General features: G+C 40.4%; 24 protein-coding genes and 1 other RNA gene. 5 read left to right on the top strand and 20 right to left on the bottom strand.

Annotated elements, in window-relative coordinates; translation table 11 throughout:
- Nucleotides 1–175 precede the first annotated feature (175 nt).
- Both A5875_RS04755 and A5875_RS04750 read right to left on the bottom strand, forming a co-directional pair.
- Nucleotides 176–1,525, bottom strand: coding sequence for a DEAD/DEAH box helicase (locus A5875_RS04755; RefSeq protein WP_088932545.1), 1,350 nt, complete (start codon nucleotides 1,523–1,525; stop codon nucleotides 176–178).
- The gene (locus tag A5875_RS04750; protein WP_088932544.1) at nucleotides 1,512–2,678 is read right to left on the bottom strand and encodes a VanZ family protein; all 1,167 of its coding nucleotides are present in this window, start codon (nucleotides 2,676–2,678) and stop codon (nucleotides 1,512–1,514) included. The genes A5875_RS04755 and A5875_RS04750 overlap by 14 nt, the downstream gene beginning before the upstream one ends.
- A gap of 114 nt (nucleotides 2,679–2,792) precedes the next feature.
- On the opposite strand from A5875_RS04750, the gene A5875_RS04745 reads away from it, so the two are divergent.
- Nucleotides 2,793–3,107 (top strand): hypothetical protein, encoded by a 315-nt coding sequence (locus A5875_RS04745; RefSeq protein ID WP_088932543.1) that lies wholly within the window; start codon nucleotides 2,793–2,795, stop codon nucleotides 3,105–3,107.
- A gap of 12 nt (nucleotides 3,108–3,119) precedes the next feature.
- On the opposite strand, the gene A5875_RS04740 is transcribed toward A5875_RS04745, so the two are convergent.
- The 6 genes from A5875_RS04740 to A5875_RS04715 all read right to left on the bottom strand — a co-directional run bounded on the left by A5875_RS04740 (nucleotide 3,120) and on the right by A5875_RS04715 (nucleotide 7,214).
- Complete coding sequence (locus A5875_RS04740; RefSeq protein WP_088932542.1) at nucleotides 3,120–3,467, bottom strand: hypothetical protein; 348 nt, start codon at nucleotides 3,465–3,467, stop codon at nucleotides 3,120–3,122.
- A 111-nt stretch (nucleotides 3,468–3,578) separates the two neighbouring features.
- Nucleotides 3,579–4,226, bottom strand: coding sequence for an HD domain-containing protein (locus A5875_RS04735; RefSeq protein ID WP_088932541.1), 648 nt, complete (start codon nucleotides 4,224–4,226; stop codon nucleotides 3,579–3,581).
- Entirely contained in the window at nucleotides 4,213–5,379 is a 1,167-nt protein-coding gene (locus A5875_RS04730) for a THUMP domain-containing class I SAM-dependent RNA methyltransferase (RefSeq protein WP_088932540.1), read from the bottom strand. Before A5875_RS04730 ends, A5875_RS04735 begins: the two co-directional genes overlap by 14 nt.
- Nucleotides 5,380–5,796: 417 nt before the next feature.
- An RNA gene (gene rnpB, locus A5875_RS04725) (RNase P RNA component class B) lies at nucleotides 5,797–6,169 on the bottom strand.
- 14 nt (nucleotides 6,170–6,183) lie between these two features.
- Nucleotides 6,184–6,588 carry a cell division regulator GpsB gene (gpsB, locus tag A5875_RS04720; RefSeq protein WP_088932539.1) on the bottom strand — a complete coding sequence of 135 codons (405 nt, stop codon included), beginning with the start codon at nucleotides 6,586–6,588 and terminating at the stop codon, nucleotides 6,184–6,186.
- A 68-nt stretch (nucleotides 6,589–6,656) separates the two neighbouring features.
- Entirely contained in the window at nucleotides 6,657–7,214 is a 558-nt protein-coding gene (locus A5875_RS04715) for a DUF1273 domain-containing protein (RefSeq protein ID WP_088932538.1), read from the bottom strand.
- An 80-nt stretch (nucleotides 7,215–7,294) separates the two neighbouring features.
- Here A5875_RS04715 and recU point away from each other — a divergent pair, with 80 nt between their 5' ends.
- Both recU and A5875_RS04705 read left to right on the top strand, forming a co-directional pair.
- Complete coding sequence (recU, locus tag A5875_RS04710; protein WP_088932537.1) at nucleotides 7,295–7,900, top strand: Holliday junction resolvase RecU; 606 nt, start codon at nucleotides 7,295–7,297, stop codon at nucleotides 7,898–7,900.
- Between the two features lie 4 nt (nucleotides 7,901–7,904).
- A complete protein-coding gene (locus A5875_RS04705; protein WP_088932536.1) occupies nucleotides 7,905–10,211 on the top strand; it encodes a PBP1A family penicillin-binding protein in 2,307 nt (768 codons plus the stop codon).
- A 16-nt stretch (nucleotides 10,212–10,227) separates the two neighbouring features.
- Here the strand turns inward: A5875_RS04705 and nth are convergent, their stop codons facing one another.
- The 5 genes from nth to A5875_RS04680 form a co-directional block, all read right to left on the bottom strand.
- Nucleotides 10,228–10,881, bottom strand: coding sequence for an endonuclease III (nth, locus tag A5875_RS04700; protein WP_088932535.1), 654 nt, complete (start codon nucleotides 10,879–10,881; stop codon nucleotides 10,228–10,230).
- Complete coding sequence (locus tag A5875_RS04695; RefSeq protein ID WP_088932534.1) at nucleotides 10,874–11,584, bottom strand: DnaD domain protein; 711 nt, start codon at nucleotides 11,582–11,584, stop codon at nucleotides 10,874–10,876. Before A5875_RS04695 ends, nth begins: the two co-directional genes overlap by 8 nt.
- Before the next feature lie 112 nt (nucleotides 11,585–11,696).
- Complete coding sequence (locus A5875_RS04690) at nucleotides 11,697–13,040, bottom strand: FAD-dependent oxidoreductase (RefSeq protein WP_088932533.1); 1,344 nt, start codon at nucleotides 13,038–13,040, stop codon at nucleotides 11,697–11,699.
- A 309-nt stretch (nucleotides 13,041–13,349) separates the two neighbouring features.
- The gene (gene tkt / locus A5875_RS04685) at nucleotides 13,350–15,344 is read right to left on the bottom strand and encodes a transketolase (RefSeq protein ID WP_088932532.1); all 1,995 of its coding nucleotides are present in this window, start codon (nucleotides 15,342–15,344) and stop codon (nucleotides 13,350–13,352) included.
- A gap of 92 nt (nucleotides 15,345–15,436) precedes the next feature.
- On the bottom strand, nucleotides 15,437–15,679 hold the full coding sequence (locus A5875_RS04680; RefSeq protein ID WP_010744792.1) for a DUF896 family protein: 243 nt from the start codon (nucleotides 15,677–15,679) through the stop codon (nucleotides 15,437–15,439).
- 133 nt (nucleotides 15,680–15,812) lie between these two features.
- Here A5875_RS04680 and lexA point away from each other — a divergent pair, with 133 nt between their 5' ends.
- Together lexA and A5875_RS04670 are read left to right on the top strand one after the other, a co-directional pair.
- Nucleotides 15,813–16,436 carry a transcriptional repressor LexA gene (lexA, locus tag A5875_RS04675; RefSeq protein ID WP_171004905.1) on the top strand — a complete coding sequence of 208 codons (624 nt, stop codon included), beginning with the start codon at nucleotides 15,813–15,815 and terminating at the stop codon, nucleotides 16,434–16,436.
- A gap of 102 nt (nucleotides 16,437–16,538) precedes the next feature.
- Nucleotides 16,539–16,805, top strand: a complete 267-nt coding sequence (locus tag A5875_RS04670) for a hypothetical protein (RefSeq protein WP_088932530.1) — start codon at nucleotides 16,539–16,541, stop codon at nucleotides 16,803–16,805.
- A 92-nt stretch (nucleotides 16,806–16,897) separates the two neighbouring features.
- Here A5875_RS04670 and A5875_RS04665 read toward each other — a convergent pair whose 3' ends face one another.
- From A5875_RS04665 to A5875_RS04635, 7 genes are all read right to left on the bottom strand, one after another.
- The gene (locus A5875_RS04665; protein WP_088932529.1) at nucleotides 16,898–17,410 is read right to left on the bottom strand and encodes an adenine phosphoribosyltransferase; all 513 of its coding nucleotides are present in this window, start codon (nucleotides 17,408–17,410) and stop codon (nucleotides 16,898–16,900) included.
- A 14-nt stretch (nucleotides 17,411–17,424) separates the two neighbouring features.
- Complete coding sequence (gene recJ, locus A5875_RS04660) at nucleotides 17,425–19,704, bottom strand: single-stranded-DNA-specific exonuclease RecJ (protein WP_088932528.1); 2,280 nt, start codon at nucleotides 19,702–19,704, stop codon at nucleotides 17,425–17,427.
- A gap of 89 nt (nucleotides 19,705–19,793) precedes the next feature.
- A complete protein-coding gene (locus A5875_RS04655; protein ID WP_088932527.1) occupies nucleotides 19,794–20,222 on the bottom strand; it encodes a LapA family protein in 429 nt (142 codons plus the stop codon).
- A gap of 8 nt (nucleotides 20,223–20,230) precedes the next feature.
- The gene (locus tag A5875_RS04650) at nucleotides 20,231–21,019 is read right to left on the bottom strand and encodes an SDR family NAD(P)-dependent oxidoreductase (RefSeq protein ID WP_088932526.1); all 789 of its coding nucleotides are present in this window, start codon (nucleotides 21,017–21,019) and stop codon (nucleotides 20,231–20,233) included.
- A 37-nt stretch (nucleotides 21,020–21,056) separates the two neighbouring features.
- On the bottom strand, nucleotides 21,057–21,980 hold the full coding sequence (gene rnz, locus A5875_RS04645) for a ribonuclease Z (RefSeq protein WP_088932525.1): 924 nt from the start codon (nucleotides 21,978–21,980) through the stop codon (nucleotides 21,057–21,059).
- A gap of 84 nt (nucleotides 21,981–22,064) precedes the next feature.
- Nucleotides 22,065–22,610 (bottom strand): DUF456 domain-containing protein, encoded by a 546-nt coding sequence (locus A5875_RS04640; RefSeq protein ID WP_088932524.1) that lies wholly within the window; start codon nucleotides 22,608–22,610, stop codon nucleotides 22,065–22,067.
- A gap of 167 nt (nucleotides 22,611–22,777) precedes the next feature.
- The coding region (locus tag A5875_RS04635; protein WP_254911845.1) for a winged helix-turn-helix domain-containing protein at nucleotides 22,778–23,525 on the bottom strand (748 nt) is incomplete at its 5' end.

Raw genomic sequence — 23,525 nt, 5'->3', positions numbered from 1 at the left:
TAAAGTAAGTATAAAATTTTCAGATGAATAAATCGCTTTGTAGCGGGTATATCCATGTCTGGCTTCACGAACTAGCTTTATCGGCAATAAGCAAAAATATTTCGAAATTTGAGAAGCAATTTAGAAATATTTTAGTCTTATTGCTCAAAAGCTGAGCGAGTTCGCGAAGCCTTTCTTATGAATTTGAACGTTTTTTATTTTTACGAACGCTGCGTTCTTCTTGGCGTCGCGTTTGACGACGTTTTTGTTTATTCGATTCGGAGATGGCCCGATCAATTTTCTTCTTATAGCCCGGTTTGATCTTTTTCTTAGATTTTTTGACCAATCCAATCAAGGTTGGGTCCAGCTCATCTTTTGATTTTTCGCGTTTTTTTCGACGATTACGATCATAGGTATCGACGATCTCGCCGTTTTTGATTTCCTTCGGCTGGAAAGTCACGCCAGTATTCTCGATCAAGCTAACATCATTTTCATCACTTGGACCGTATAAAGTGATCGCTGTACCAGATAACCCATTCCGCCCCGTTCTGCCGACACGATGGATGAAGAAACTCAAATCCTGCGGTATTTCCGCATTGATAACATGCGATACACCTTCGATATCGATCCCGCGAGCAGCTAAATCAGTTGCTACGACATATTGATATTCCAGATTCTGCACTTGACGCATCACACGCTTACGTTCACGAGGAGAAATATCTCCGTGGATCTTCGCAACTTTTAATCCTTGAGCTTTCAGATAGTTGCTGATTTCATCAACGTGCTGCTTCGTATTCGCAAAAACAATTGCCAGATATGGATGTCCGATCGTCAATAATTGATAGATCAGACGATTCTTGTCTTGACCCTTTGTCGAGATCAGCCAGTTTTCGATCGTATCAGAGATCACTGCTTTTGATTTGATTTCTTCGATTACTGGATTTTCCATATATTTCAATAAGAAAGGACGCAGTTTTTCTGGAATCGTCGCAGAAAAGACCAGCATTTGTAACTGTTTTGGCAAACGGCCAGCGATTTGATCGACCTCTGTCAAGAAGCCCATGTCCAAGGTCATGTCCGCTTCGTCAACAACAAAGTATTCCGCTGTATGAACCTTCAGTGCCTGTTCGTTCATCATATCCAGGATACGACCGGGCGTTCCGATAGCGACATGAGGCTGGTGTGCTCCCAGCTTATCAACTGAACGCTGTTTATCTGTCCCGCCGACAAAATTCGTTACGCGGATTTCCTGTGGAGAAAATTTAGCGATCTGCACCGCTGCTTGATAGATTTGACTCGCTAGTTCGCGACTTGGTGCCGTGATGACCACTTGCACTTCATCCTTTGCTGGATCAATATTATTCATTAATGGTAGTAAAAATGTATGTGTCTTCCCTGATCCAGTTTGGGATTGGCCGACAACATTTCTTTTCTTTTTGATTAAAGGGATTAATTTGTCTTGAACCGGTGTTGGTTCAGTAAAACCTTTATCCTTAATAGCCTCAAGAATAAACGGCTGGAAATTAAATGATTCAAAAGTTCGCATGTTCTACCTCTTTCTTTAATAACGTACTAATCGTATACGTGTGACTCGCTTTATCATGGAATAGGCGGGTTTTTCTTCTTATGAGAGCATACAATAAGTTGAATAGAAATAAAAGTAAAATTCCTAAACTCATCAAGCCGAATGTAACATAAGCAATAAAAACCGAGTGATTATTGGTGGGCAAATGGGTCATGGTATAGTTAAAAATCTGCAGCAAACCATAAAGCAGCAAATAAAATGCGCTGTATCTTTTTACTAAACTCCACAGTCGAATGTGTTCCCTATCCGGCTCTACGACCTTGATACGAACGACTTTCTTGCCGATTGTCTGACCGTTCCACAAATGCATCAGCAGCATAAAATAAAGCATGACAGCCAAAGTAAAGCTGGCGATCGGATAATTAAAAAGTGCTCTGAGATTCGCTGGTAAAATATTCGTAAAAAATTTTAATAAACTGCTGAGAAAGCCAATCGCGATCCAATCAATCACCATCGCCACAAAACGTCTCAATAACGTTACCTGCTGACCTTTGGCTAATGATTCCGAATCCAGCTCGCTTCTCGTCGGCAAGAAAAAGGTAAACAACGGCGCACAGGCAAATCCGAAAGTCCCGCCTAACGTATTATGCAATAAATCATTTACATCGAATAAACGATAAGGCCGCGGATAAATAAAATACAAACCGCTTAATTGGGTCAATTCGAAAAATAAAGACAGCGCAAAGCTTGCCAGTATCGTCTTCCCCAGAGAAAATTTAAAATAATACCGGCAATATACACCAAATGGAAACAACAAAAAAATATTAAAAACAGGTTCAAGGAAAACACTTTGCTTCATTGCTGGCAGATAAGTGCTGGGATTATTCAGCTGCAACACCGTTTGATTGATAAAATTTTCCCATGACTGGAATAAATGCAGTTCATAACGCGGACCGGTCATTTGCGCCACGATACTAATGCTTGGCAATGGCAGGATCACTAAGTAATAGGCACATAATAAATAGAAGACAAATGAATACAAAATGAGGCTTCTTAATTTACCTAATTGGCCGTATTTGCGATAATAATAGATTAAAAAAGGCGCCGTAATCAGCATCGCTAAGAACGGAAACGTGATGACTGCTGCTTTAATTGGAAAAATGTAGCTGTTCATAAAACTCCCTCATTTGATAGAATCTCGTACTGACTATTCGAATCAGCAAAGCTTTTTTTAGTATTGTGGTAAAATAGAAACAAATTCGAAAATTTTTAAGGAGGTAAATCTTACATGCTTAATCCGCTTTTTGCGTTTGGCGTTCCTGCGGCTTTAATGATCGCATATATGATTTTCTACTTTGCGAAACGAATGAAAAATAGTGATTATCGACGTTTTGCTTTAACCTTGATTGCAGTTTTTTTAACAACTTTCAGCTATCAAGTCTATAACTATAGCCAAACAGTCATCGCGCTTACTTCGGCAGAAAGTTTTCAAAAAAACTTTGGTTACAGCCAAGGCCGCTTGATCGTTCCGTTTATACTCGGTGCGATCCTCACCGTGATCAACGTGTACTATCTTTTCCGTCAATTCAGAAAAAAAGAATAACAGGATTTCCTGTTATTCTTCCAAATCAAAGAATTTGATTTCTACATTATCTAATAATTTCAAGGTGTTCAAGTCTAAATTGACCCACTGTTTTGGTACAGGTTGGTAATTGTTATCCTCAAAAGACCTTTCGATTTCATTCAAAAGTTGTTCTGGCGTTCCAAAAAAGCTTCGATCTTTTTCAAGCAAGACATTGATCAATGCCGGATTCTCCACTAAGAAATAATCCTCTTGATATTTATATAAAATCACCTGATACGTTTTATTCGTCAGTTGACAGCGAATAGCAAATAATCCTTCAGACAATCTTGGCATTTTTTCTAAAACTTCTTCGGGACTCAAGAATTCACGATGCAGCATTCAGAGTTCCTCCTAACCATAAACATTATAGGAGAAAAAGAAGTTCACTGGAAATAATTTGTCTTGCCTCAAGGATTTTTTTACTTTTATTCCGCCGTTTTTACTTCACTTTTATGATAAATTCCATTCAGCATAAAAAGTTTCTAAAAAGTTTTCCATAAAAGCTTTTCTGCGTTGGGCTTCCATTTTACCCGCTTGAGTATTCATCGTTGCCGGCAATTTAAAAAGCTTTTCATAAAAATGATTGATCACCGTGCTTTTTTTACGATAGTCCTGCTTGCTTTTGAACTCCTGCGGCTGAATATTCGGATTATATAAAGGACTTTGTGTATGGCCGCCATAATAAGCAGTCCGCAGAATACCGATCGCTCCCAATGCATCGATCCGATCCGCATCCTGCACGATTTGGCCGGCAATCGTCAAATTAACCTTACCTTTCTCGATTTCCTGCGAAAAAGAAATATTTTCGATGATCTCAAAAATTTCTTGTATATTATCTGCAGAAAAATCGAGTTCTTTTAAAAACTTTTTAAGACTCTTTTTTTCAGTATCGACTTCGGCAACGATCTTATCGTCGATCACATCATGAAGATAACTAGCCGTCTCAATGATCAGCGTGTCAGAAACGCCCTCTTGTTCGGCAAGCTTCGCCGCGATTTTTGCGACACGCTCCACATGATAAAAATCATGACCGCTGCGATCGTCTCCCAGCTTTTTCTCTGCATAATTGCGAATGGCTTCTATTTTATTGTTCTGCATCTGCTCTCGGCTTTCTTGGTGGACGCTCGCCCCAATATTGGAATAGATCCGTTCGGATGGCTCCGTTGTATAATTTTCTTTTCTTCGTCGCTTTAGCGCCATAATACTCTTCAAAAGCCAAGTCGCTGGTTAAGATATACTTGCTCCATGTTTTTAATGGACGGAAGACTTCTCCCATCTCATGATATAGAACACGAACCTGTTCTTCTTCACCTAAACGTTCCCCATAAGGCGGGTTAGCTACGATCACACCATAATTTTTCTCTGTTTTGAAATCTTTGACTGCCCGCTGTTTGAAATCAATTGAATCGCCTAAACCAATCTCTTCGGCATTCGCACGAGCGATCTCGATCATTCGTCCATTGATATCCGAACCTGCGATATCTAATTCAATATCATAATCGGCCGCTTCATCAGCCGCAGTACGTACTTTATCGAATACTGCCGAATCAAACCAATCCCACGCCTCACATGCAAAATCACGATTAAAACCAGGAGCGATATTGTGACCGATCAGTGCCGCTTCGATACATAAGGTACCTGATCCGCAAACAGGATCATAAAAAGGACGATCCTTGCGCCAATTAGTCAACATCACTAAGGCAGCCGCCATATTTTCTTTTAAAGGCGCTCCACCTTTTTCCAAACGATAGCCTCGTTTGAACAAACTAGGTCCTGTCGTGTCGATGGTCAAAACAACATGATCCTTCAGTAAAGCAACTTCCAATTGGAAAAATGCTCCTGTTTCAGGCAGCGGTACACGCGCTGGTCGATGATACACTTCACGCAAACGCTCAACGATCGCTTTTTTGGTGATCGATTGGCAATCAGGAACACTATAAAGCTTCGACTTAATCGAACGACCTGCCACTGGGAACTCCGCATCCATCGGTAAATAATCCTCCCAAGGGATCGCTTTGACCTTTTCGAACAATTCGTCAAAGGTAAATGCGTCAAACTCGTCAACGATAATCTTTACTCGATCCGCTGTGCGCAACCATAAGTTTGCTGTAGCAATTGTTTCCATGTCGCCTTTAAATCGTGCCCGGCCATTTTCCACCTGACACTCGATTCCTAAATCTCTAAGCTCTTTGCCTACTAACGCCTCGATACCTGCCGCGGCTGTGGCAATCAAATTATATTGTTTTTCCATAAATACTCCTTTGTTATTCATTTATCTTTATAATGCCGGTTATCAAAAATCGAATTTAGGCATAGTTAGATGAACTTGATTTGCAATACATTAATAGTGAGAATTTCTCGTACGCATATTATTCTGCTGATCACTCTAAAGCGTAAAGTGAAGTCAACTCTTTATCATCGTTGGCATACCATTTTGCTAAACCGTGTAATCAATTATTCAATATCGAATTAAGCTCTTTAAACACTGCAAAAAGCAGAACTGGCAACTCGCAGCTAGCTCATTAGTATAGTAGGAATTTTTTCGAGAAAAAATTCTTTTATCTTCGTACGCATACGATCCCACTAATTACGCTAAAGCGTAAAGTGGGACTCGCAAAAAAACCTTCACAACGCAAAGTTGGAAGGCACACCCTGAATTGCTGCAATTTTCTGTAAGCCATGTTTTGTACGGCGATCAACTCAGGGAAGTGTGATCGTCGTGGTAATCATCTATCTCCGGCATAAATGCCGTCTCTTTCATCGTTCATTTCCTTAGAAAGAGCGCCCCTACCATCGTTTGGGTTGCTCGCTCGAGGGGTTTACCGCGTTCCACCATTTTGATTTCTCAAAATGCTTCGTCACTGTGGCACTTTCAAGAATACTCAGGCATAGATTACTCCTTAGCCCTTTTTTCTGCCGTTACTCCAAAAGAAGTACCTTAGCTTATGATTTCGCTAAGCACGAACACTACAGACATCTCAGTCTGTGCGAGCATGGACTTTCCTCAGCCTGCGCAAAGCAGACCGCGATCACCCAAAAATTGCATCATTCAAATTTAAAATTGACGAGTCTTTTCGATATCACTCTCATCTTGAGTATAATTTTGACCAAACTCTGAAGAAGTTGTTTGAGCTGATGCTTGTTGATCAAGCTTCTTGCCGAATACTTCTCTTTCAAGATTGGACAAACGTTTCAAGATGTCAAAGTTCGTAACTGCTGAACTCTTAGGCGCCGCTTCTTTCACACGTGAAGGTGCTGGCTGAGCTTTTGACAGTTGTTCAACTTTTGCTTTCAAACGGTCATTTTCTTCTCTTAGTGTTAATAATTCTTTGTTATAAGCTTCATAATCTTTGATTACATTGTCCAAAAATTCATCAACTTCGATTGGATCGTAGCCACGCATTTTTGTTTTAAATTCTTGCTCCAAAATATCGTTCGGAGTATAGATTACATTCGCCATTTTTCCACCTCATTAGCTCTAATCTTAATTTACTTTCCTATATATTCTAGCTGATATATCAGAGGAAATCAAACACTATCCCCGAAGTCTGAGGAATTTTCTAAATCATCCATCGTGATCGTAAGCAATTCATAAGAATTTCTCTCTTGAAATTTTTCAACATCTGCTAGAAAAAATTTACTTTTGCCAGGATACTCAGTATCATATACGACTAGCGCTGCATCCGTATGCTGCAGCAGAAAATTTACATGATTTTTAAATTGTCCGGGGTTCTGATACGGTTGATGACTGACAGAATCCACATAATCAGCCATTTGTACCAATTCGCTCAAAAGTAACTGATTGTGTTCTTTCCAGTTACTTCCGAATCCTTCGAAGGGAAAAATAATGGCTAACTTTATTTCTGGATAATCCTGCTTCAATTCATTGATTATCTGTCCAGCCCAAATTTCCGTTCCGAGACTGCCGCTGATCATGACCCACTCCAACCCATTTTCGATTAAAGCTGTCAATTCTCTTTTTAAAACATTCTTAATTACTTGCACACGCGGGTCTTTCTCATTGAAAATTCCCAACTCATAGCTTTGATAACCGGTTACGTATAACCGCTGTATTGTTTCATTCATTGCATTTTCCTTACTTTCACTTAAAAATAAAATATCTTTCGAAAAAATTTGCTATAATAGCTAGCAGGAGTGTGATGAAAATGACCTTTCACTACCCTAATGGTCAACTATTTTCACAAAATAATCCACGGGAACGCTCATTAAAAAAAGAAACGACGTTTGCCAATCGCGGGATGCGCTTTGAAGAAGCAATCAATCAAAGCAACGAGTACTACTTAACCCATGATAAGGCAGTTATCCATAAAAAGCCAACGCCGCTTCAGATTGTTAAGGTCGATTACCCCAAACGAAGCGCAGCGGTGATTAAGGAAGCGTACTTTAGACAACCGTCTACTACGGATTATAACGGTGTTTATCGTGGATACTATTTGGATTTTGAAGCAAAAGAAACAAAAAACAAAACCTCTTTCCCATTGAAAAATTTTCATCAGCATCAAATCACTCACATGCAGCAATGCTTGAAGCAAGATGCGATTTGTTTTGTTTTACTATGGTTTTCAAGCTTGAATCGTTGCTTTTTTCTTTCTGCCCAAGAACTGGTAGACTATTGGAACGGACAAGAAAATGGCAAAAAATCAATACCGCTTACACTAATTGAAACAGTTGGTATCGAGATCACACCGCAAATTGCGCCGAGAATCCCTTACTTAGCAGCGGTGGAACAATATCTTGAAAAAAGGAGTTAATCAAATGGCTAATCCCTCACGTTCGCAAAAAAATATGCGAACCCCAAAAGGAAAGAAACCTAAACCTGCACAAAAAAAGAAAGAAAGTCGCCATATTGGGTTGAAAATAGCGATCGCAATCGTAGGGTTTCTTTGCGTTGTATTACTTACCGGTGTCGGAATCTTTTTCTTCTATGTAAAAGATGCACCTGCTTTAAGCGAAAAGAAGTTAGATGCGACTGTCTCCTCTAAGTTTTTTGACAGTGACGGCAATATTTTCGAAGAGCTTGGTGCTGAAAAACGAGAAAAAGTTAGTGCGACAAAAATTCCGCAAGAATTAGATGATGCGATCGTCTCAGTAGAAGATCGTCGCTTCTTCAAGCACAACGGAGTAGATCCGGTTCGAATCATGGGCTCGCTGGTCCATAACATCACCAACAAGGATGGCCTTCAAGGAGGAAGTACCTTGACCCAGCAGCTTGTTAAGCTCTCCTTCTTCTCCACTAAAGCATCCGATCAAACCTTACGTCGAAAAGCGCAAGAAGCTTGGTTAGCGATTCAGTTGGAGAAAAAGTATTCGAAGCAAGAAATATTAACCTACTATATTAATAAGGTTTACATGGCTAATGGTCTGTATGGAATGGAAACAGCCGCTGAATCTTATTTTGGTAAGGAATTGCAGCATTTGACTATCGCGCAAACAGCTTTGTTAGCCGGTATGCCGCAAGCGCCCAATTCCTATGACCCTTATAAACACCCAGAAGCCGCGAAAGATCGGCGAGATACTGTGCTTTACACGATGTTGAATAACAAAAAGATTACTCAAGATGAGTATGATAAAGCGACAAATGAACCTATCGATCAAGGGTTATTGCCTTTAGAGACCGATAATGAAGAAAGAAAAGTCGCTGATAACTATGTAAAAGAAGTAATTGCTCAAGTTGAAGCCAAAACAGGGAAAAATGTCTACACTGATGGCTTAGAGATTTATACAAATCTTGATACCGATGCACAAAATCGACTTTACTCAATCGTAAATGGTGACGAATATGTTCAATACCCTGATGAAGAATTGCAAATCGCTGCAACATTAGTCGATAGCAAAACTGGGAATGTCACTGCTCAGATCGGCGGACGCAATATCGCTGACGACGTTTATCTAGGCATGAACCGTGCAGTGAATACGAGTCGCGACTTTGGTTCAACGGTTAAACCTATCACGGATTATGGTCCAGCCTTTGAATATTTACAAAAGTCTACAGGTGACCGGATTGATGACAAACAGTATTACTACGAAGGTACTAAAACAGAAGTGAAAAACTGGGATAATAGCTACCAAGGAAATATTTCGTTGCGTCAAGCTTTATATGATTCGCGGAATGTACCTGCCGTGAAGCTGTTCAATGAAGTTGGACCTGAAAATGTCTCGAAGTTCTTGAAAAAATTAGGTATCCAATATAAAGAAATTCAACAAGCCAATGCAATTTCAAGCAACACCGAAACGCAAGATGGCACAAAATACGGGATCTCAACCGAAAAAATGGCGATTGCTTATGCGGCATTTGCCAATGGCGGAACCTATAATGAACCACTTTATATCAATAAGATCAAATACCAAGACGGCTCTGAGCAAACCTTTGAAAACGAAGGTAAAAAAGCGATGGAACCTTATACCGCTTATATGGTTACCGATATCTTGAAGGATGTAATCACTAAAGGTACTGGATTCAAGGCTCAAATACCTAACCTGTTCCAAGCTGGTAAAACAGGGACTTCAAACTATACGGACGATGAACTGGCTAAGATCCCTCATTATGGATCGATTTCACCGGATGTAATGTTTACTGGTTTTACTCCTCATTATTCACTGTCCATTTGGGCAGGCTATGACGATCGGATGAAACCAATCACTAGTCAGTCTGAATATATTGCTCAGGATGTTTATCGGGAAATGATGACCTATGCTTCGGAGAATGTCTCAAATGAGGATTGGGTGATGCCGAATGATGTACTTAGAATCGGCAACGAGCTTTATGTTAAAGGAGCTTCCTCCGTTCCGACGCAACCAAGCTACTCTGTTCAAAGTTCTTATTACAATAACTACTATAATCAGACAACTACCTCAAGCAGCAGTGAATCAGAGACCAGTTCGTCTGAATCTTCAACAGTAGTACCACCGGTCAGCAGTGAGAATCCTGCAAATCCGACTCCGACTCCGACGCCATCGTCGTCTGTCGAACAGCAGCCTTCTCAGCCGTCGTCCAGTGCCAGTCAGCCTGACAACCCGGCGCAGACACCGGCACAGCAAAATATGCAGCCTGCTGCAAATTGAAAAAAGCCGCTCGAATTTATTTTCGAGCGGCTTTTAATCTGTCTTTTCCATCTTGACACATATCTAACAGCGGGCAAATCTCACACTTTGGAGCTCTTGCCGTGCAATGGTAGCGTCCAAAGAAAATGAGTGTATGATGACTTTTAACCCATAACTCTTTTGGGATCTTGCGCATCAATGTCGCTTCAACTTCGGTCACAGAGGCATTGAGCTTGCAGATTCGTAATCGTTTCGTTACACGTTCAACATGAGTATCTACAGCGATCGCCGGAACCCCAAAGGCATCTCCCAGAACAACATTGGCCGTCTTTCGTCCGACACCTGGTAATTTGATCAGTTCGTCGCGAGTCGCTGGAACGACTCCCCCATAGTTATCTAACAGCATCTGTGCGCAGGCTTTGATATTTTTGGCTTTGTTGCGATATAGTCCGATCGTCTTGATCTTCGCGATAATATCTTCCATCGGTGCCTGAGCCAATGCTTCCGGAGTTGGGTAGGCCGAAAATAATGCAGGAGTTGCTTTATTTACTGAAACATCCGTAGCCTGAGCACTTAAGATTACCGCGATCAATAGCTGAAATGGTGAATCCGAATGCAGTTCGCCAACAGCATCGGGAAACATATCATACATACGCGACATAGCTTCCATTGTTCTTTCTTTACTAAGCATCCGGGTCTTTCCTTTCTAACCAATTATATAAAGATACTTTCGGAAGTTCTTCTGAATGTTTTTGCTCTTCTTTTTGCAATAATATCTGCTTTCTGCGGCGTTGCTCCTCTTCCACTTGAGCTTTGGAGCGAATGTTTTTCTTTTCCCAGCTCTGTAATACTGTTTCGATATATTTAAAATTATAGGCTTGATTTAATACAGCTTCTTGTAACGCTAATTCGATCAAAGCGGGAGAATATTGGTCGTCATTCAACCAATAGCCGATTTTTTGATATTCAATTGGTGATAGTGGACGGCCAAACTCTTGCTCAAAGGAACGCAGCATTTTCTTTTGAGCTGCTAAATCATCTTTTTCTTCGGCTTCAAAGCGCTCCTGTTCCTTCAGCACATCTAATTTTTCAAAAGCCGGCAGCAAGTTATAGCGATCACTTTGTCTTCCACTTTCATCCAATGCTGTTTCAAGCGTAACAAACTCTTTCTCGACTAGATTGTTCAGCACCCCGTAGAGCTTCTCCGTTGTACTGCCCATGCTTTTGGCAATTACTGTCAAATCAGGAAAATCCTCGCCGGCTTCATGCGCGGCATAAAGCTGCAACCACAACATAAACTCATTCGTATTCAGACCAAGTTTTGTATAGTTTTGTAATAGCAGATTTGAGATCGTTGTCTCTCCGCCTGCTAGATAATCTTTTAGTGAAATCATTTTGAATCCTCCGTTCCCATCTCAGTTTACACTAAAAAAACAGGAAGTCCAATCCTAGAAAATTGTTTTTAAACAACGCAAAAACAGGAAGGTCGCCCCTCCTGTTTTACGTTTACTCAGCTTCTGCTAAAGCAGCTTGAGCTAGAATGTTCAAGTAATTCCATGGACGGTCAAAGTGCGGTTGGAAGAAGAAATCTTGTAAAGCCAGGTCTTCTAACGTCATCCCGTTTTGGATCGCCACTGATAAGGTATTCGCTGATTGAGTAATATCATATTTTGAAAGGAACTGAGCACCGAGAATCTTGTTCGTGCCTTTTTCTGAAACGATTTCCATCAACACATTTTCTGTCGTTGGCATAAATTCTGGACGATAGTTGTCTTCGATTACCGTCACATTTACATCGATATCATTTAATGCGGCACTTTCTTTTGTAAGGCCGGTTGATCCAATGGTCCAGCCAAACAAGTAAAGACCAGATGTTCCTTGAGTTCCGCGATATTTCACTTTTTGTTCAACCAGATTTTGTCCGACTAACATTCCTTGGCGTACTGCATTTGTTGCTAATGGGATATATTGATCTTTTCCAGTTGGGTTGTAATGAACGACGGTAGAATCACCAGCAGAGAAAATATCTGGATTGCTAGATTGCATGTATTCGTTCACTTTGATCGCTCCGCTTGGAAGCATATCGACTTTGCCTCTCAATAAATCAGTATTAGGTCGGAACCCAACACATAGAATGACCATGTCGGCATCAAATTCTTGACTAGCAGTTACTACTTTTGTCACTGCACCAGATTCGTCTGCCACAAATTCATTCACATTTTCACCTAACGCTAGTGTTACGCCACGGTCAACCAATTCTTTTTCCAAAAGATTCGTGAAAGGCTCATCTAAGTATTTATTTAAAATTCGTGATAGACCATCGATCAATGTAACCTGTTTGCCTGATTCAGCAAAAGCTTCTACTAATTCGATCCCGATGTAGCCGCCGCCAACAACAACGACTTTCTTCGCGTCTTTAGCTTGCTCAATGATGACATTTGCTTGGTTATAGTTTTTACATAGTAAAACATTTTTTGATTCGATTCCTTTAATTGGAGGAATGATTGGCCAAGAGCCAGTAGTGACAACTAATTTATCATAATCAACAATTTTCTCTTCGTTTGTTTTCAAATCTTTTGCTGTTACTTTTTTTGCATCTGTATCAATGTTTGTTACATCGTGTTCCATGTTCACTGTTGCACCTAGAGAAGTCAGTTCCTCAGGATTAGAATAGAATAAGCCTGCTGGATCTTTAACGACCCCGCCTACATATAAAGCGATTCCACAAGATAAGAAAGAAATGTTGTCATTACGCTCAAAGACTGTCACCTCTGCATCTGGGTGGTTTGCTAAAATATTTTTAACGGCTGCGGTTCCGGCATGTGTACATCCTACTACTACTACTTTCATTGTCGTCCCTCTTTCGTTTAATCGTTTTTTGTTTGCAATCTTTTGCACAAGGACAGTATAACAGAATTTAAATTCTGTCTAAATAAATTTGCTCACGAATAAACATTTTTATTTTTTACAAAGAAAATATGTAAGCGTAGTTAAGAATACCCGCCTTAAGTTTCGAAGTAAATAATTATGTAAACCTATTGCATGGGATCTTAACTCGTATTTTCCAAAGTAAGAACTACTCGTCTCATTCCACTACTTTTTACAGCCAAAAAAAGCTGAGAAGATTTCTCTTCCCAGCTTTGCTAGTCAAATGGACTCTTATAGTTCGTTAAATGTATTTACCACATTTTCAACAGTGAAGCCAAATTGTTCTAAGACAAAATCACCAGGTGCTGATGCGCCGAAGTGATCGATCCCGATCATTTTTCCTTCTAAGCCGATATAACGTTCCCAGCCAAATGGAGAAGCTGCTTCGATCGCTACACGTTTTGTTACTGCTTTTGGTAAAACAGATTCCTTGTATGCTGCATCTTGAGCTTCAAATAGGTCAAAGCTTGGAAGAGAAACAACAGAAACGTCTTTTCCTTGAGCTTTCAAATCTTTTTGAGCTTGAACAGCAAGGTTTACTTCAGAACCAGTTGCGATTAAGATGCCATCAGGTGTATCTGATTCAGATTTAGAGATAACGTATCCACCCTTAGCTACGCCTTCTTTAGCCATATCTTTGCTGTTTGGCAAGACTGGTAAGTTTTGGCGGCTTAATACTAAGATCGTTGGTTTGTTTTTCGTTTCCAATGCTTGAATCCAAGCAGCAGAAGTTTCGTTACCGTCAGCTGGACGAATCACTTGCACGTTTGGCATGCAGCGGACACTGGCTAATTGTTCGATTGGTTCATGGGTCGGACCATCTTCACCAACAGCGACAGAATCGTGTGTTAATACATAAACAACTGGTAAACCTTGAATCGCTGACATACGAACAGCTGGACGCAGGTAATCAGTAAATACGAAGAATGTTCCGCCGTAAACACGAGTACCGCCGTGTAAATGAATCCCGTTCATCGCACTTGCCATCGCAAATTCACGAACGCCGAACCAAATATTGCGGCCTTCATAAGAGCCAGGTTGGAATTCTGTCTCATCAGCGATTGTTGTATTGTTTGAACCAGACAAATCGGCTGAGCCGCCCCATACGTTAGGAACTGCTTTAGCGATTGCTTGGATCGCATCTTTACTTGAGACACGGCTTGCTTGCGCTGTACCTTCTTCATAAACCGGTAAAGCTTCTTCCCAGTTTTCAGGCAAATCGCCGGCAAAAGCCATTTTAAATTGTTTAGCTAATTCAGGATGAGCTTTTTCGTAATTAGCAAACATTGCATCCCATTCAGCTTCAGTCTTAGCGCCTTTGTCGTTGATTTCTTCTTTGAAGCGTTTGGCCACATCTTCTGGAACAGTAAAGTCAGGATATTCCCAACCATAAACAGCTTTAGCCGCAGTAATTCCGTCAGCTCCGATTGGTGCCCCGTGAACTGCTGAAGTACCTTCTTTTGGTGAACCATAACCGATAACCGTTTTAATCTCAATTAATGTTGGTTTATCTGTTTCAGCTTTTGCTTCGTCGATGGCTTTAGAGATTGCTTCTAAGTCGTTGCCGTCTTTAACTAAAATGTGCTGCCAGCCATAAGCTTCATAGCGTGCACCAACATTTTCAGTGAAGGCTTTTGATGTAGGACCGTCTAATGAAATGTCGTTTGAATCGTATAATACGATCAATTTACCAAGTTTCATATGACCAGCCATAGAACTAGCTTCGCCGGAAACGCCTTCCATCAAGTCGCCGTCGCCGCATAGTGCATAAGTATAATGATCCATTACTTTAAAGCTGTCGCGGTTGTATGTTGCAGCCAAATGCGCTTCAGCCATTGCCATCCCAACAGAAGTTGAAATACCTTGACCTAAAGGACCTGAAGTTGCTTCAACACCGTCTGTATGATGGAACTCAGGGTGACCTGGTGTTTTACTTTCCCACTGACGGAAATTTTTCAAATCATCAATCGTAACTTGATAGCCTGCAAGATGCAATAAGCTATACAGCATCGCTGAACCATGACCGGCAGATAAAATGAAACGGTCGCGGTTTGGCCAGTTTAATGAAGTAGCTGGATTAACATTCAAATGTTTGGTCCATAAAGCATACGCCATTGGAGCAGCCCCCATTGGTAACCCTGGGTGACCTGAGTTTGCTTTTTGAATTGCCTCAATACTTAACGTTCTGATTGTGTTTACACCTAGTTGATCGATTTTGTCGAACAAATTACTTCCTCCTTTTTGGTCATAAATACTTTAATTACAGATTCATTGTAACCGATTTATTTTGACTTTTCAATCACTTACTATCAAAAGATTTACTTTCTGTTGTGTAATCCCTTTTTCTTTTGAATCTCTTTTAATTTCTCCGGTGTGACATCGTTGCCTTCTGGATCAACGACCTTCATCCCTTCAATGTGATGGCGCATTCCGCTGCGGAACGAAGAAATATACTCTTCCCGCAAAACCTTCTGTTCATGTGCCTCGGCATCTGTTAAGCCAACGGTTTTCTTTTTCTTGGCCAATTCATTAATCCGTGCAATTGTTTCATCGTTAATCATCGTTAAGCACCTCTTTTCCCTTACTTATTATACATAAAAAAAAATAAGATGAAAGCACAAACAAATACGAACGCTTGTTTGATTTGTTCGGGTATCTATGCTACACTAAAAAAAACGAAAGAAGGTGCGGGCATTGGCAAAAAGAACGGAAACAAAACAATTAGAAGTTTTACGTTTCATTCATGAACGCGTTGAAAATAAAGGTTACCCACCCACTGTTAGAGAAATCGGAGAGGCTGTGAATCTTTCATCTACTTCTACAGTTCATGGCCATTTATCCAGACTAGAGAAAAAAGGTTGGATCCAGCGTGACCCAACAAAACCCAGAGCAATCGAATTAACCATTACTGGTTTAGAAAAAATCGGAGCAACGCCGCAGGTCATTCCTATGTTAGGGGTCGTTACTGCCGGTGAACCGATCTTAGCAGTTGAAGAAGCCTCAGATTTCTTCCCTGTTCCGCCTGATCTATCAAGTGAAGAAGGCAGCCTGTTCATGCTGACGATTCGCGGAGAAAGTATGATCAATGCCGGAATCTACGATGGCGACCATGTCATTGTTAGAAAACAAGCAACAGCCACGAACGGTGAGATCGTGATTGCGATGACCGATGAAAACGAAGCTACTTGTAAAAGATTTTATCGCGAATCCGATCATATTCGTCTACAACCGGAAAATGATGAGCTGGCACCGCTTATTTTCGATAATGTTTCTATTCTTGGAAAGGTTGTCGGCTTGTACCGTAACCACATTTATTAATCGGAATTTACTTCCGATTATTTTTTACTTTACAAAACGAACAAACATTCGTATAATGAATATACAAACACACGTTCGCGTATTTATTAGGAGTGATTATTGATGAAAGCAGTAAGAAGATTTGGTTTGATTATCGCTGTATTGTTACTAGGTTTATTGATTGGCAAGTTGGGTTCTTTAGCTACGATCGTCATTTTTTCTGGTTTGTTCCTTGTTTGGTTTATGTTGTGGGATGAGCGCAAATATGCGCAGCATTATGCGGAACGTCAATATGATGAAGAAGATACTGAGGAAGAACATTACTATAAAGAACCTGCCGAGGATTTTTATTACGTGACTTATGATCATCATTATCACAAGTCGGCTTAAAATTTAACACTCAAGCTGCTAGTATTTTTTCTAGCAGCTTTTTTGTGTTTTGCTGCAATATAAAAAAGCTGGAGACTCTCTCCAGCTTTTTCTTAATAGTCCATTAAAGTTAAAATGTCATAGCCTTGGATCTTGTCACGGCCGTGTAATTCTTCTAATTCGATTAAGAAGGCACAACCAACAACAACTCCGCCAAGTTTTTCAACTAGTTCAATCGTTGCTTTGATCGTTCCGCCAGTGGCCAATAAATCATCGGTGATCAGTACCCGTTGACCAGGCTCAATAGCATCGCTATGGATCGTTAATGTATCCGTACCATATTCCTTTTCATACTCGACTTCGATTACTTCACGAGGTAATTTACCAGGTTTGCGAACTGGTGCAAAGCCTAAGCCTAATTCAAACGCAACGGGACATCCTACGATAAAGCCGCGCGCTTCTGGCCCAACGACCATATCAACTTGTTTTTCTTTTGCGTAATTAACGATTTGTTTAGTTGCTTCACGATAAGCTTCACCATCAGCCATCAATGGTGAGATATCGCGGAAGATTATCCCTTCTTTTGGATAATCTGGAATACTGGCAATATAATCTTTCAAATTCATCTTGATTGTTCCTCCTAGCTTTTCAGCCAATTTCTAATAGTTTGGATATCATTCATTAATAAAAACTCTTCGCTCTCAATTCGCGTTATACGCTTTTGGTAAATCTCGCTTTCTTCAAAAGCTCGTGTTTGCGGTGATTCGACCATTTGTAAAACGCCGTCGTCTATTGTAACAAATTTCAGCTCAGAAAACACGTGAATCATGAATACTAATAATTTTTCCGGAATTCTTAAGTAATTCGAAACAATCTTTAGTTTAAAGCGTATGTCAACCCGCGGCTGCTTCATAAAGAATTGATACAACTCTGTAAACTGCTTGCGACTTGGCAATCCATTGAGATACGCTTCATCAGGACTGTACAGATAAAGATAAATGCGTTCAAAATGCCCTTCATTCGAAATTTCTCTAAGCAGCTCTTTCTGATCAGGACAATCAAGTACGATTAATTGATCATAGTCAGTCCAGTTGATAGACGGATCATACAATGTAATAGATTGCTGCAATTCTTTTGCAAAAAACTTTTGACTGCTGGGTTGAAAGGCCAGATATAGCGCTTGGCCGCTCTCGATTTTTTGATTCCAGGTATGCTTAGCCCGTCGATCAATCACCTGCAAGCCTTCAGAGGCAAAATCAATCAAACGTAATTGAACTTTTTTCTGTCCGTTCCATTCATTGATCTCTAAATCCCCGACAAAACGTGTATCGGGTTGCTGGATTTCTTCGCCATCTTCACCAAAACCAAACCCGATAGCATCCAGCTGGCTGTCATCACTTTTCAATGAGAATTTGACATGCTGCTGATCGCTTCCGATTCGTTTGAAGAAGTCAACATTGCCATCCACCAAGAAATGCGGAGCAGGATGATCCGTCCCAAACGGTGCTAATTTCTTTAGTTCTTCGACAAATTTCAAATTGATTTCAGATAATGCTAATGATTCATCGATCAACAAGTCAGAGCCCTTAGTCAAATCGATCTGCTCTGCTGCAATGTAGTCATTCATCATTTTTCTTAAATTATCAATATTTTCTACCGGCATAGTCAATCCAACAGCCGCCGCATGCCCGCCAAAATGAGTAAACTCAGAACGCATCGTATTCAGCATACCAAATAAGTCCAATGCTTCGATACTTCGACCAGAACCTTTCGCTGCACCATTTTCATCAATCGACAAAATGATCGTTGGATGGCCCGTTTGCTTCAAAATATTTCCTGCGACAATTCCTAATACGCCTGGATTCCAGCTCTTTGCTGCAATTAAATGAACAGCGTCTTCAGGATTAACCAATGCCGTCGCTTCAGCCGTCGTTTCTTGAACAATCTGTTTACGCTCATCATTGATCTTATTCAGCTTCTCAGCCAAGCTTCTTGCAATTTCCTCATCGAAGGTTGTCATCAACTCTACAGCTGGATTTGGATCACCCAACCGGCCAATAGCATTCAGCCTAGGTCCTAGACTAAAGCCGATGCTCGTCTCATCTACTTTTTGCAAATCAACCGAGCTGACCTTCAATAGTTCCAATAATCCTAAACGCTGTGTTTGTTTGATAGCTTGTAATCCCAGCTTAACAAGATTGCGGTTCTCACCCGTCATAGATACGAGATCCGCTACAGTACCGATGGTTACTAAATCCAGCATCTCTAATGGAACTTCCTCCAACAATGCGGTGGCCAATTTGAAGGCTACCCCGGCACCTGCTAACTCACCAAAAGGATAATTCCCCTCTGGATGACGAGGGTGAATAATACAATAAGCATCTGGTAAAACCGGCGGCATCTCATGGTGATCTGTAACGATGACATCCACGCCTTGCGAATTAGCAAAATCGATTGCTTCATTTCCAGCTACACCATTATCGACCGTGATAATCAACTGGATACCTTCATTGGTTTTTTCTGCAAAAAGTTCTTTATTCGGACCGTATCCGTGAATAAAACGGTTTGGCAACACATAATGAACATCTGCTCCGATCATTTCTAAAGTTTCCAGCATGATCGACGTACTGGTGATCCCGTCAGCATCATAATCGCCATAAACTAAAATCGGCTGTCCTTCCATGATAGCGGTTTGAATTCGCTCCACTGCCTTATCCATATCATGCATCAAAAATGGATCGTGCAAATCATCGATATTCGCCTTCATTAATTGCGAAAATTCTTCTAACGTATGTATATTTCGATTCCAAATAAGTTTAGCGAAAGTTTCGCTATATCCTTGATCCAACATTTCAGCTTTAAAAGTCGAATCGATCGGAGCAGCGTCTCTAAACCGCCAATCGAAGTTTGATTTTTTCACTTTATCACTTCCCAACCGTATTAGTATAGCAAAAATAAATCAGACAAGAAAGAGAAGAAGACCTTAGTTTTTCAACTAAAGTCTTCTGATTAATCATAATAATCAATTGGATGATTGTCTTTTTTGTCTGGTTGAGAATTTTCCATCGCCGCTAAAGCTTGGTCCTTTTCTTTTAAGAGACTTTCGTAATTGGCTTTTAACACCACGATCTCATTTTCTTGCTCGCGCTGAAAAGCCGCCTTCTCTTCCGCTAATTTTTGTTCGTTGTTGGTTTCATAGCTTTGAATCATTTCTTTTAGCTGTTTGATCTCTTTGCGCTGTTGGAAAAGAGTGGCGCCAGAAGTAAGAAAAACGACTAATGCTCCGATCAAAGCAGAACCAATAATTACGAGAACAAGCGATAGATAGATTTTTTTGATCAAGAAATTAACTGGCACCTCTTGACTGTTAGAAATTGCGAAAATCACAATCAGTAAAACTAAAATAAACCCTAAAAAAACTTTCCATTGCTTCTTCATCTACCCGCCTACTTCCTATTGAATAATCCGCCAGCTAAAAAGTCCCCGATATGTGGAAACATTCCGTAAAAACGGCTAGCACCTTCCATAATAAATGGACGGTTGATTTCGCGAGTTGTTTTCCCCATTTTGTTGACGATCGTTTTTGCCAACTTCTGAGGATCTAAGACAATACCGCCGAGATTCTCCAAATAGCTGCCGCTTGGATCGGCTTTATCAAAGAACTCAGTCGCAATCGGTCCTGGATTAATGGTAGTCACATAAACATTTGCTGGGCGTAATTCTAACCGCAGCGCGTTTGAAAAACCAAGTACTGCGAATTTTGTTGCAGAATAAATGGTTGATTTTGGTGTTGCCATTTTACCAGCCATTGATGCTACATTGAAAATATGTCCGCTTTTATTATTGACCATTGAGATGGCAATTTTTTGGGTAAAGTACATCATGCCTAAAACATTGACGTTGAACATGTTTTTTGCCACAGCTAAATCAAAGTCAACAAAATTATCAAACAAACCAAAACCGGCATTATTAACTAATACATCGACTGCGCCAACTTCATTTTCGATCTTTTCTATGACTGACTCCACACTATCTGGGTCAGCGATATCTAATTGAAACGCAAACGCTTCTTTACCGCTTAATTCGCTGCAATGTTCTTTTACTTGTCCGATCAAATTGATTCGACGAGCACAAGTAACAACGATTGCTCCGCGTTTGGCAGCTTCATAACAAATCTGTTCGCCTAAACCAGCAGAACCGCCCGTCACGACAACAACCTTATCTGTTAAATCCATTAAGTTCCCTTCTTTCTATAAAGGATATTCGATGTTTTTATGAAAATGGAATATCAATAATATCGAAATCTTTCGCCATTTGGGTGTTTGGAAAGATTTCTTTTGCTTCTTCTTCTAATTCTTTGGCTTCCTTAGCCAGATACCTCGCAGAAATATGCGTCAACATAAGTTTCTTCGCGTGCGCCTCTTTCGCGATCGTTGCGGCCTGTTGGGTTGTCGAATGGAAATAAGCCCGTGCCAGCTTGGCTTCGTTTTTGTTAAAAGTACTTTCGTGAACAATGACATCACTATCTTTTGCAAACTGGCTCGACTTGTTTGTAAAGCGTGTATCGCCAAAAATCGTCACAACTCGACCTTTTTTGCTTTCACCTACAAAGTCTTTCCCATCAATTACCCGTCCGTCTGACAATGTAACGACTTGTCCTTGTTTCAATTTACCATAGATCGGACCAGCAGGGATTCCTAACTCTGCTAATTTTTCAACCTGCAGCATCCCTTCATGATCCGCCTCTGTTACCCGAAACCCGTAGCTTTCAATGCCATGGTCCAACAGCATACATTCAACAGAAAACTGCTTATCCTCAAAGATAACTCCAGCGCTGAGTTCGACAAACTCTAGCGGATAAGCTAAATGGGTCTTTGTTACTTGCAACGAGGTCCGGACATAATTTTCCAATCCAGCAGGGCCATAAATGATAATAGGCTCTTCTCCGCCTTGAAAAGAACGGCTGCTTAATAATCCAGGCAACCCAAAAATATGATCTCCATGCAAATGAGAGATAAAAATCTTTTCAATTTTACGAGGTCTGATATTTGTCCGCAAGATTTGCATCTGAGTTCCCTCACCGCAATCGAATAACCAGATCGCATTCCGCTCGTCTAAGAGCTTTAATGCAAGGCTGCTGACATTTCGATGTTTTGCAGGTACACCAGCACCTGTTCCTAAAAATTCTAGTTCCATAATTCTCCTGACTTTCTATCAAATTACTATCATTCTAGAAGAAAGTCCCGTTTTGCGCAATCTAAACAAGGGAAAACTTAATCCTTATTCGTCTGAATCGTTCTTCTTTTCAGCATTTTCTTTTGAAGCCTTAGCTATTTCTTGAGTCTTCTTCACATCAGCTTCAACATCTTCATAATCCAAACGAGTGATTTCGCCGCCTAATTCCATCATAATCAGTTGATTCAAGGGACGGTTATCCTCTTCTTCTGCAATCAACAGCAAGGCAGTATCACCTTCGCCAATTTTATCAACTAAAAATTCAAAAACACCAGTAGCGTCGCGAACCTCTTTCGCATCTTGTGTCGCTCCGATCATTCCGCCCGTAAACCAGCCTAACAAAATGCCGATCGGTCCGCCAAGAATCCCTACCATCATACCAATCAAACCACCTGTTGAACTCTTGTTGCTGCCTGTGAAATCTAAAAAATCTTCAATTTCAAATTTGTGTTCTCCATCATTAGAATGGTGGACGACCGCCATTTGTTCACCTTTAAATGACTTATTCATGTGAAGACGTTTAGCTTTCGAAAAGGCCTCGTACGCTTTTGACTCTACATCAAAATTCATAATTATCACTCGTTTTTCCATTTAAAATCGCTCCTTTTATTCATTTAATATTAGTTTAGCAATAAATAGACGTTTTGGAAAACAGAACGAGTTTATCCTCATAAACTCATCCTCTTCGCAATTGCAGAAAAAGAAAAGACAGCAGACATTATCCATAAAATGGATTGTGTCTGCTGTCTAGTTAGATATTAGTTTCCAGTTTTTATTTCGTCCATAATCCGATCATCAACAATATAGTGATCGAAGAATACTTTTGATAATTGGTAGCCTTCGCCCCAATTTGTACGAATAACGTCATATTCAACGCCATCGATCTTCAATTTGTTCCGCAAGTGCTTAATAATAGTAGATAAGCGTGTCATGTGGCTTGCAGAATCACTGTCGCCCCAAATTTTTACTGCCAAATCATTTCGGCTGATTGGAGCGTCTTTAGTAGAAATCAAGGTACTTAACATTTCACGTTCAGAACGAGTCAGATTCCATAGTGGAATCGCACGTTTTTCTTCTTCTTTTTCTTCTGGTTGTGGTCTCATTCCAAAACCAATTGAATAAACAGATTCTTTCAATGTTTTCTCAGCAAGCTTCTCTCTTAACCCGCTAAGTGTTTCATCTTCAAGCAACCATTCATCCACACCTTTTGTTTCCCAGTCCATCTTTTCTTCTTTTTGAGGCGTCCGGTCTGTTTGGCGGATGATCGTAAATTTCTCACCGACTTCTTCAAGAATAATAGTTAACTCTTGATCAGAAATAGTTTCACTAACGATCAGAACGTCGAAAAAGCTTAAGACTTCTAATGGTACTTGCTTCGTTTGAAGCATCGTTAGTAATTTTGCGGAGCTTAAAACTTCAACGTTTAAGCGCTGCAGCTTCTCAACTAAAGGTCTCTCAACTAAAATATTGTGTGTTAAAATTAATACTTGCATCACATTATTCCCC

This window comes from Enterococcus sp. 3H8_DIV0648, assembly GCF_002140655.1.
Lineage (GTDB): Bacteria > Bacillota > Bacilli > Lactobacillales > Enterococcaceae > Enterococcus_A > Enterococcus_A hulanensis.
Note: the sequence above shows the minus strand (reverse complement) of the source record. Positions and strands in the feature narration are given on the sequence as shown.

Bases quoted from the DNA above. Each gene is read 5' to 3' on its own strand.
- A5875_RS04755 (WP_088932545.1), bottom strand. From the start codon at position 1,525: ATGCGAACTTTTGAATCATTTAATTTCCAGCCGTTTATTCTTGAGGCT.
- A5875_RS04750 (WP_088932544.1), bottom strand. From the start codon at position 2,678: ATGAACAGCTACATTTTTCCAATTAAAGCAGCAGTCATCACGTTTCCG.
- A5875_RS04745 (WP_088932543.1), top strand. From the start codon at position 2,793: ATGCTTAATCCGCTTTTTGCGTTTGGCGTTCCTGCGGCTTTAATGATC.
- A5875_RS04740 (WP_088932542.1), bottom strand. From the start codon at position 3,467: ATGCTGCATCGTGAATTCTTGAGTCCCGAAGAAGTTTTAGAAAAAATG.
- A5875_RS04735 (WP_088932541.1), bottom strand. From the start codon at position 4,226: ATGCAGAACAATAAAATAGAAGCCATTCGCAATTATGCAGAGAAAAAG.
- A5875_RS04730 (WP_088932540.1), bottom strand. From the start codon at position 5,379: ATGGAAAAACAATATAATTTGATTGCCACAGCCGCGGCAGGTATCGAG.
- gpsB (WP_088932539.1), bottom strand. From the start codon at position 6,588: ATGGCGAATGTAATCTATACTCCGAACGATATTTTGGAGCAAGAATTT.
- A5875_RS04715 (WP_088932538.1), bottom strand. From the start codon at position 7,214: ATGAATGAAACAATACAGCGGTTATACGTAACCGGTTATCAAAGCTAT.
- recU (WP_088932537.1), top strand. From the start codon at position 7,295: ATGACCTTTCACTACCCTAATGGTCAACTATTTTCACAAAATAATCCA.
- A5875_RS04705 (WP_088932536.1), top strand. From the start codon at position 7,905: ATGGCTAATCCCTCACGTTCGCAAAAAAATATGCGAACCCCAAAAGGA.
- nth (WP_088932535.1), bottom strand. From the start codon at position 10,881: ATGCTTAGTAAAGAAAGAACAATGGAAGCTATGTCGCGTATGTATGAT.
- A5875_RS04695 (WP_088932534.1), bottom strand. From the start codon at position 11,584: ATGATTTCACTAAAAGATTATCTAGCAGGCGGAGAGACAACGATCTCA.
- A5875_RS04690 (WP_088932533.1), bottom strand. From the start codon at position 13,040: ATGAAAGTAGTAGTAGTAGGATGTACACATGCCGGAACCGCAGCCGTT.
- A5875_RS04680 (WP_010744792.1), bottom strand. From the start codon at position 15,679: ATGATTAACGATGAAACAATTGCACGGATTAATGAATTGGCCAAGAAA.
- A5875_RS04670 (WP_088932530.1), top strand. From the start codon at position 16,539: ATGAAAGCAGTAAGAAGATTTGGTTTGATTATCGCTGTATTGTTACTA.
- A5875_RS04665 (WP_088932529.1), bottom strand. From the start codon at position 17,410: ATGAATTTGAAAGATTATATTGCCAGTATTCCAGATTATCCAAAAGAA.
- A5875_RS04655 (WP_088932527.1), bottom strand. From the start codon at position 20,222: ATGAAGAAGCAATGGAAAGTTTTTTTAGGGTTTATTTTAGTTTTACTG.
- A5875_RS04650 (WP_088932526.1), bottom strand. From the start codon at position 21,019: ATGGATTTAACAGATAAGGTTGTTGTCGTGACGGGCGGTTCTGCTGGT.
- rnz (WP_088932525.1), bottom strand. From the start codon at position 21,980: ATGGAACTAGAATTTTTAGGAACAGGTGCTGGTGTACCTGCAAAACAT.
- A5875_RS04640 (WP_088932524.1), bottom strand. From the start codon at position 22,610: ATGGAAAAACGAGTGATAATTATGAATTTTGATGTAGAGTCAAAAGCG.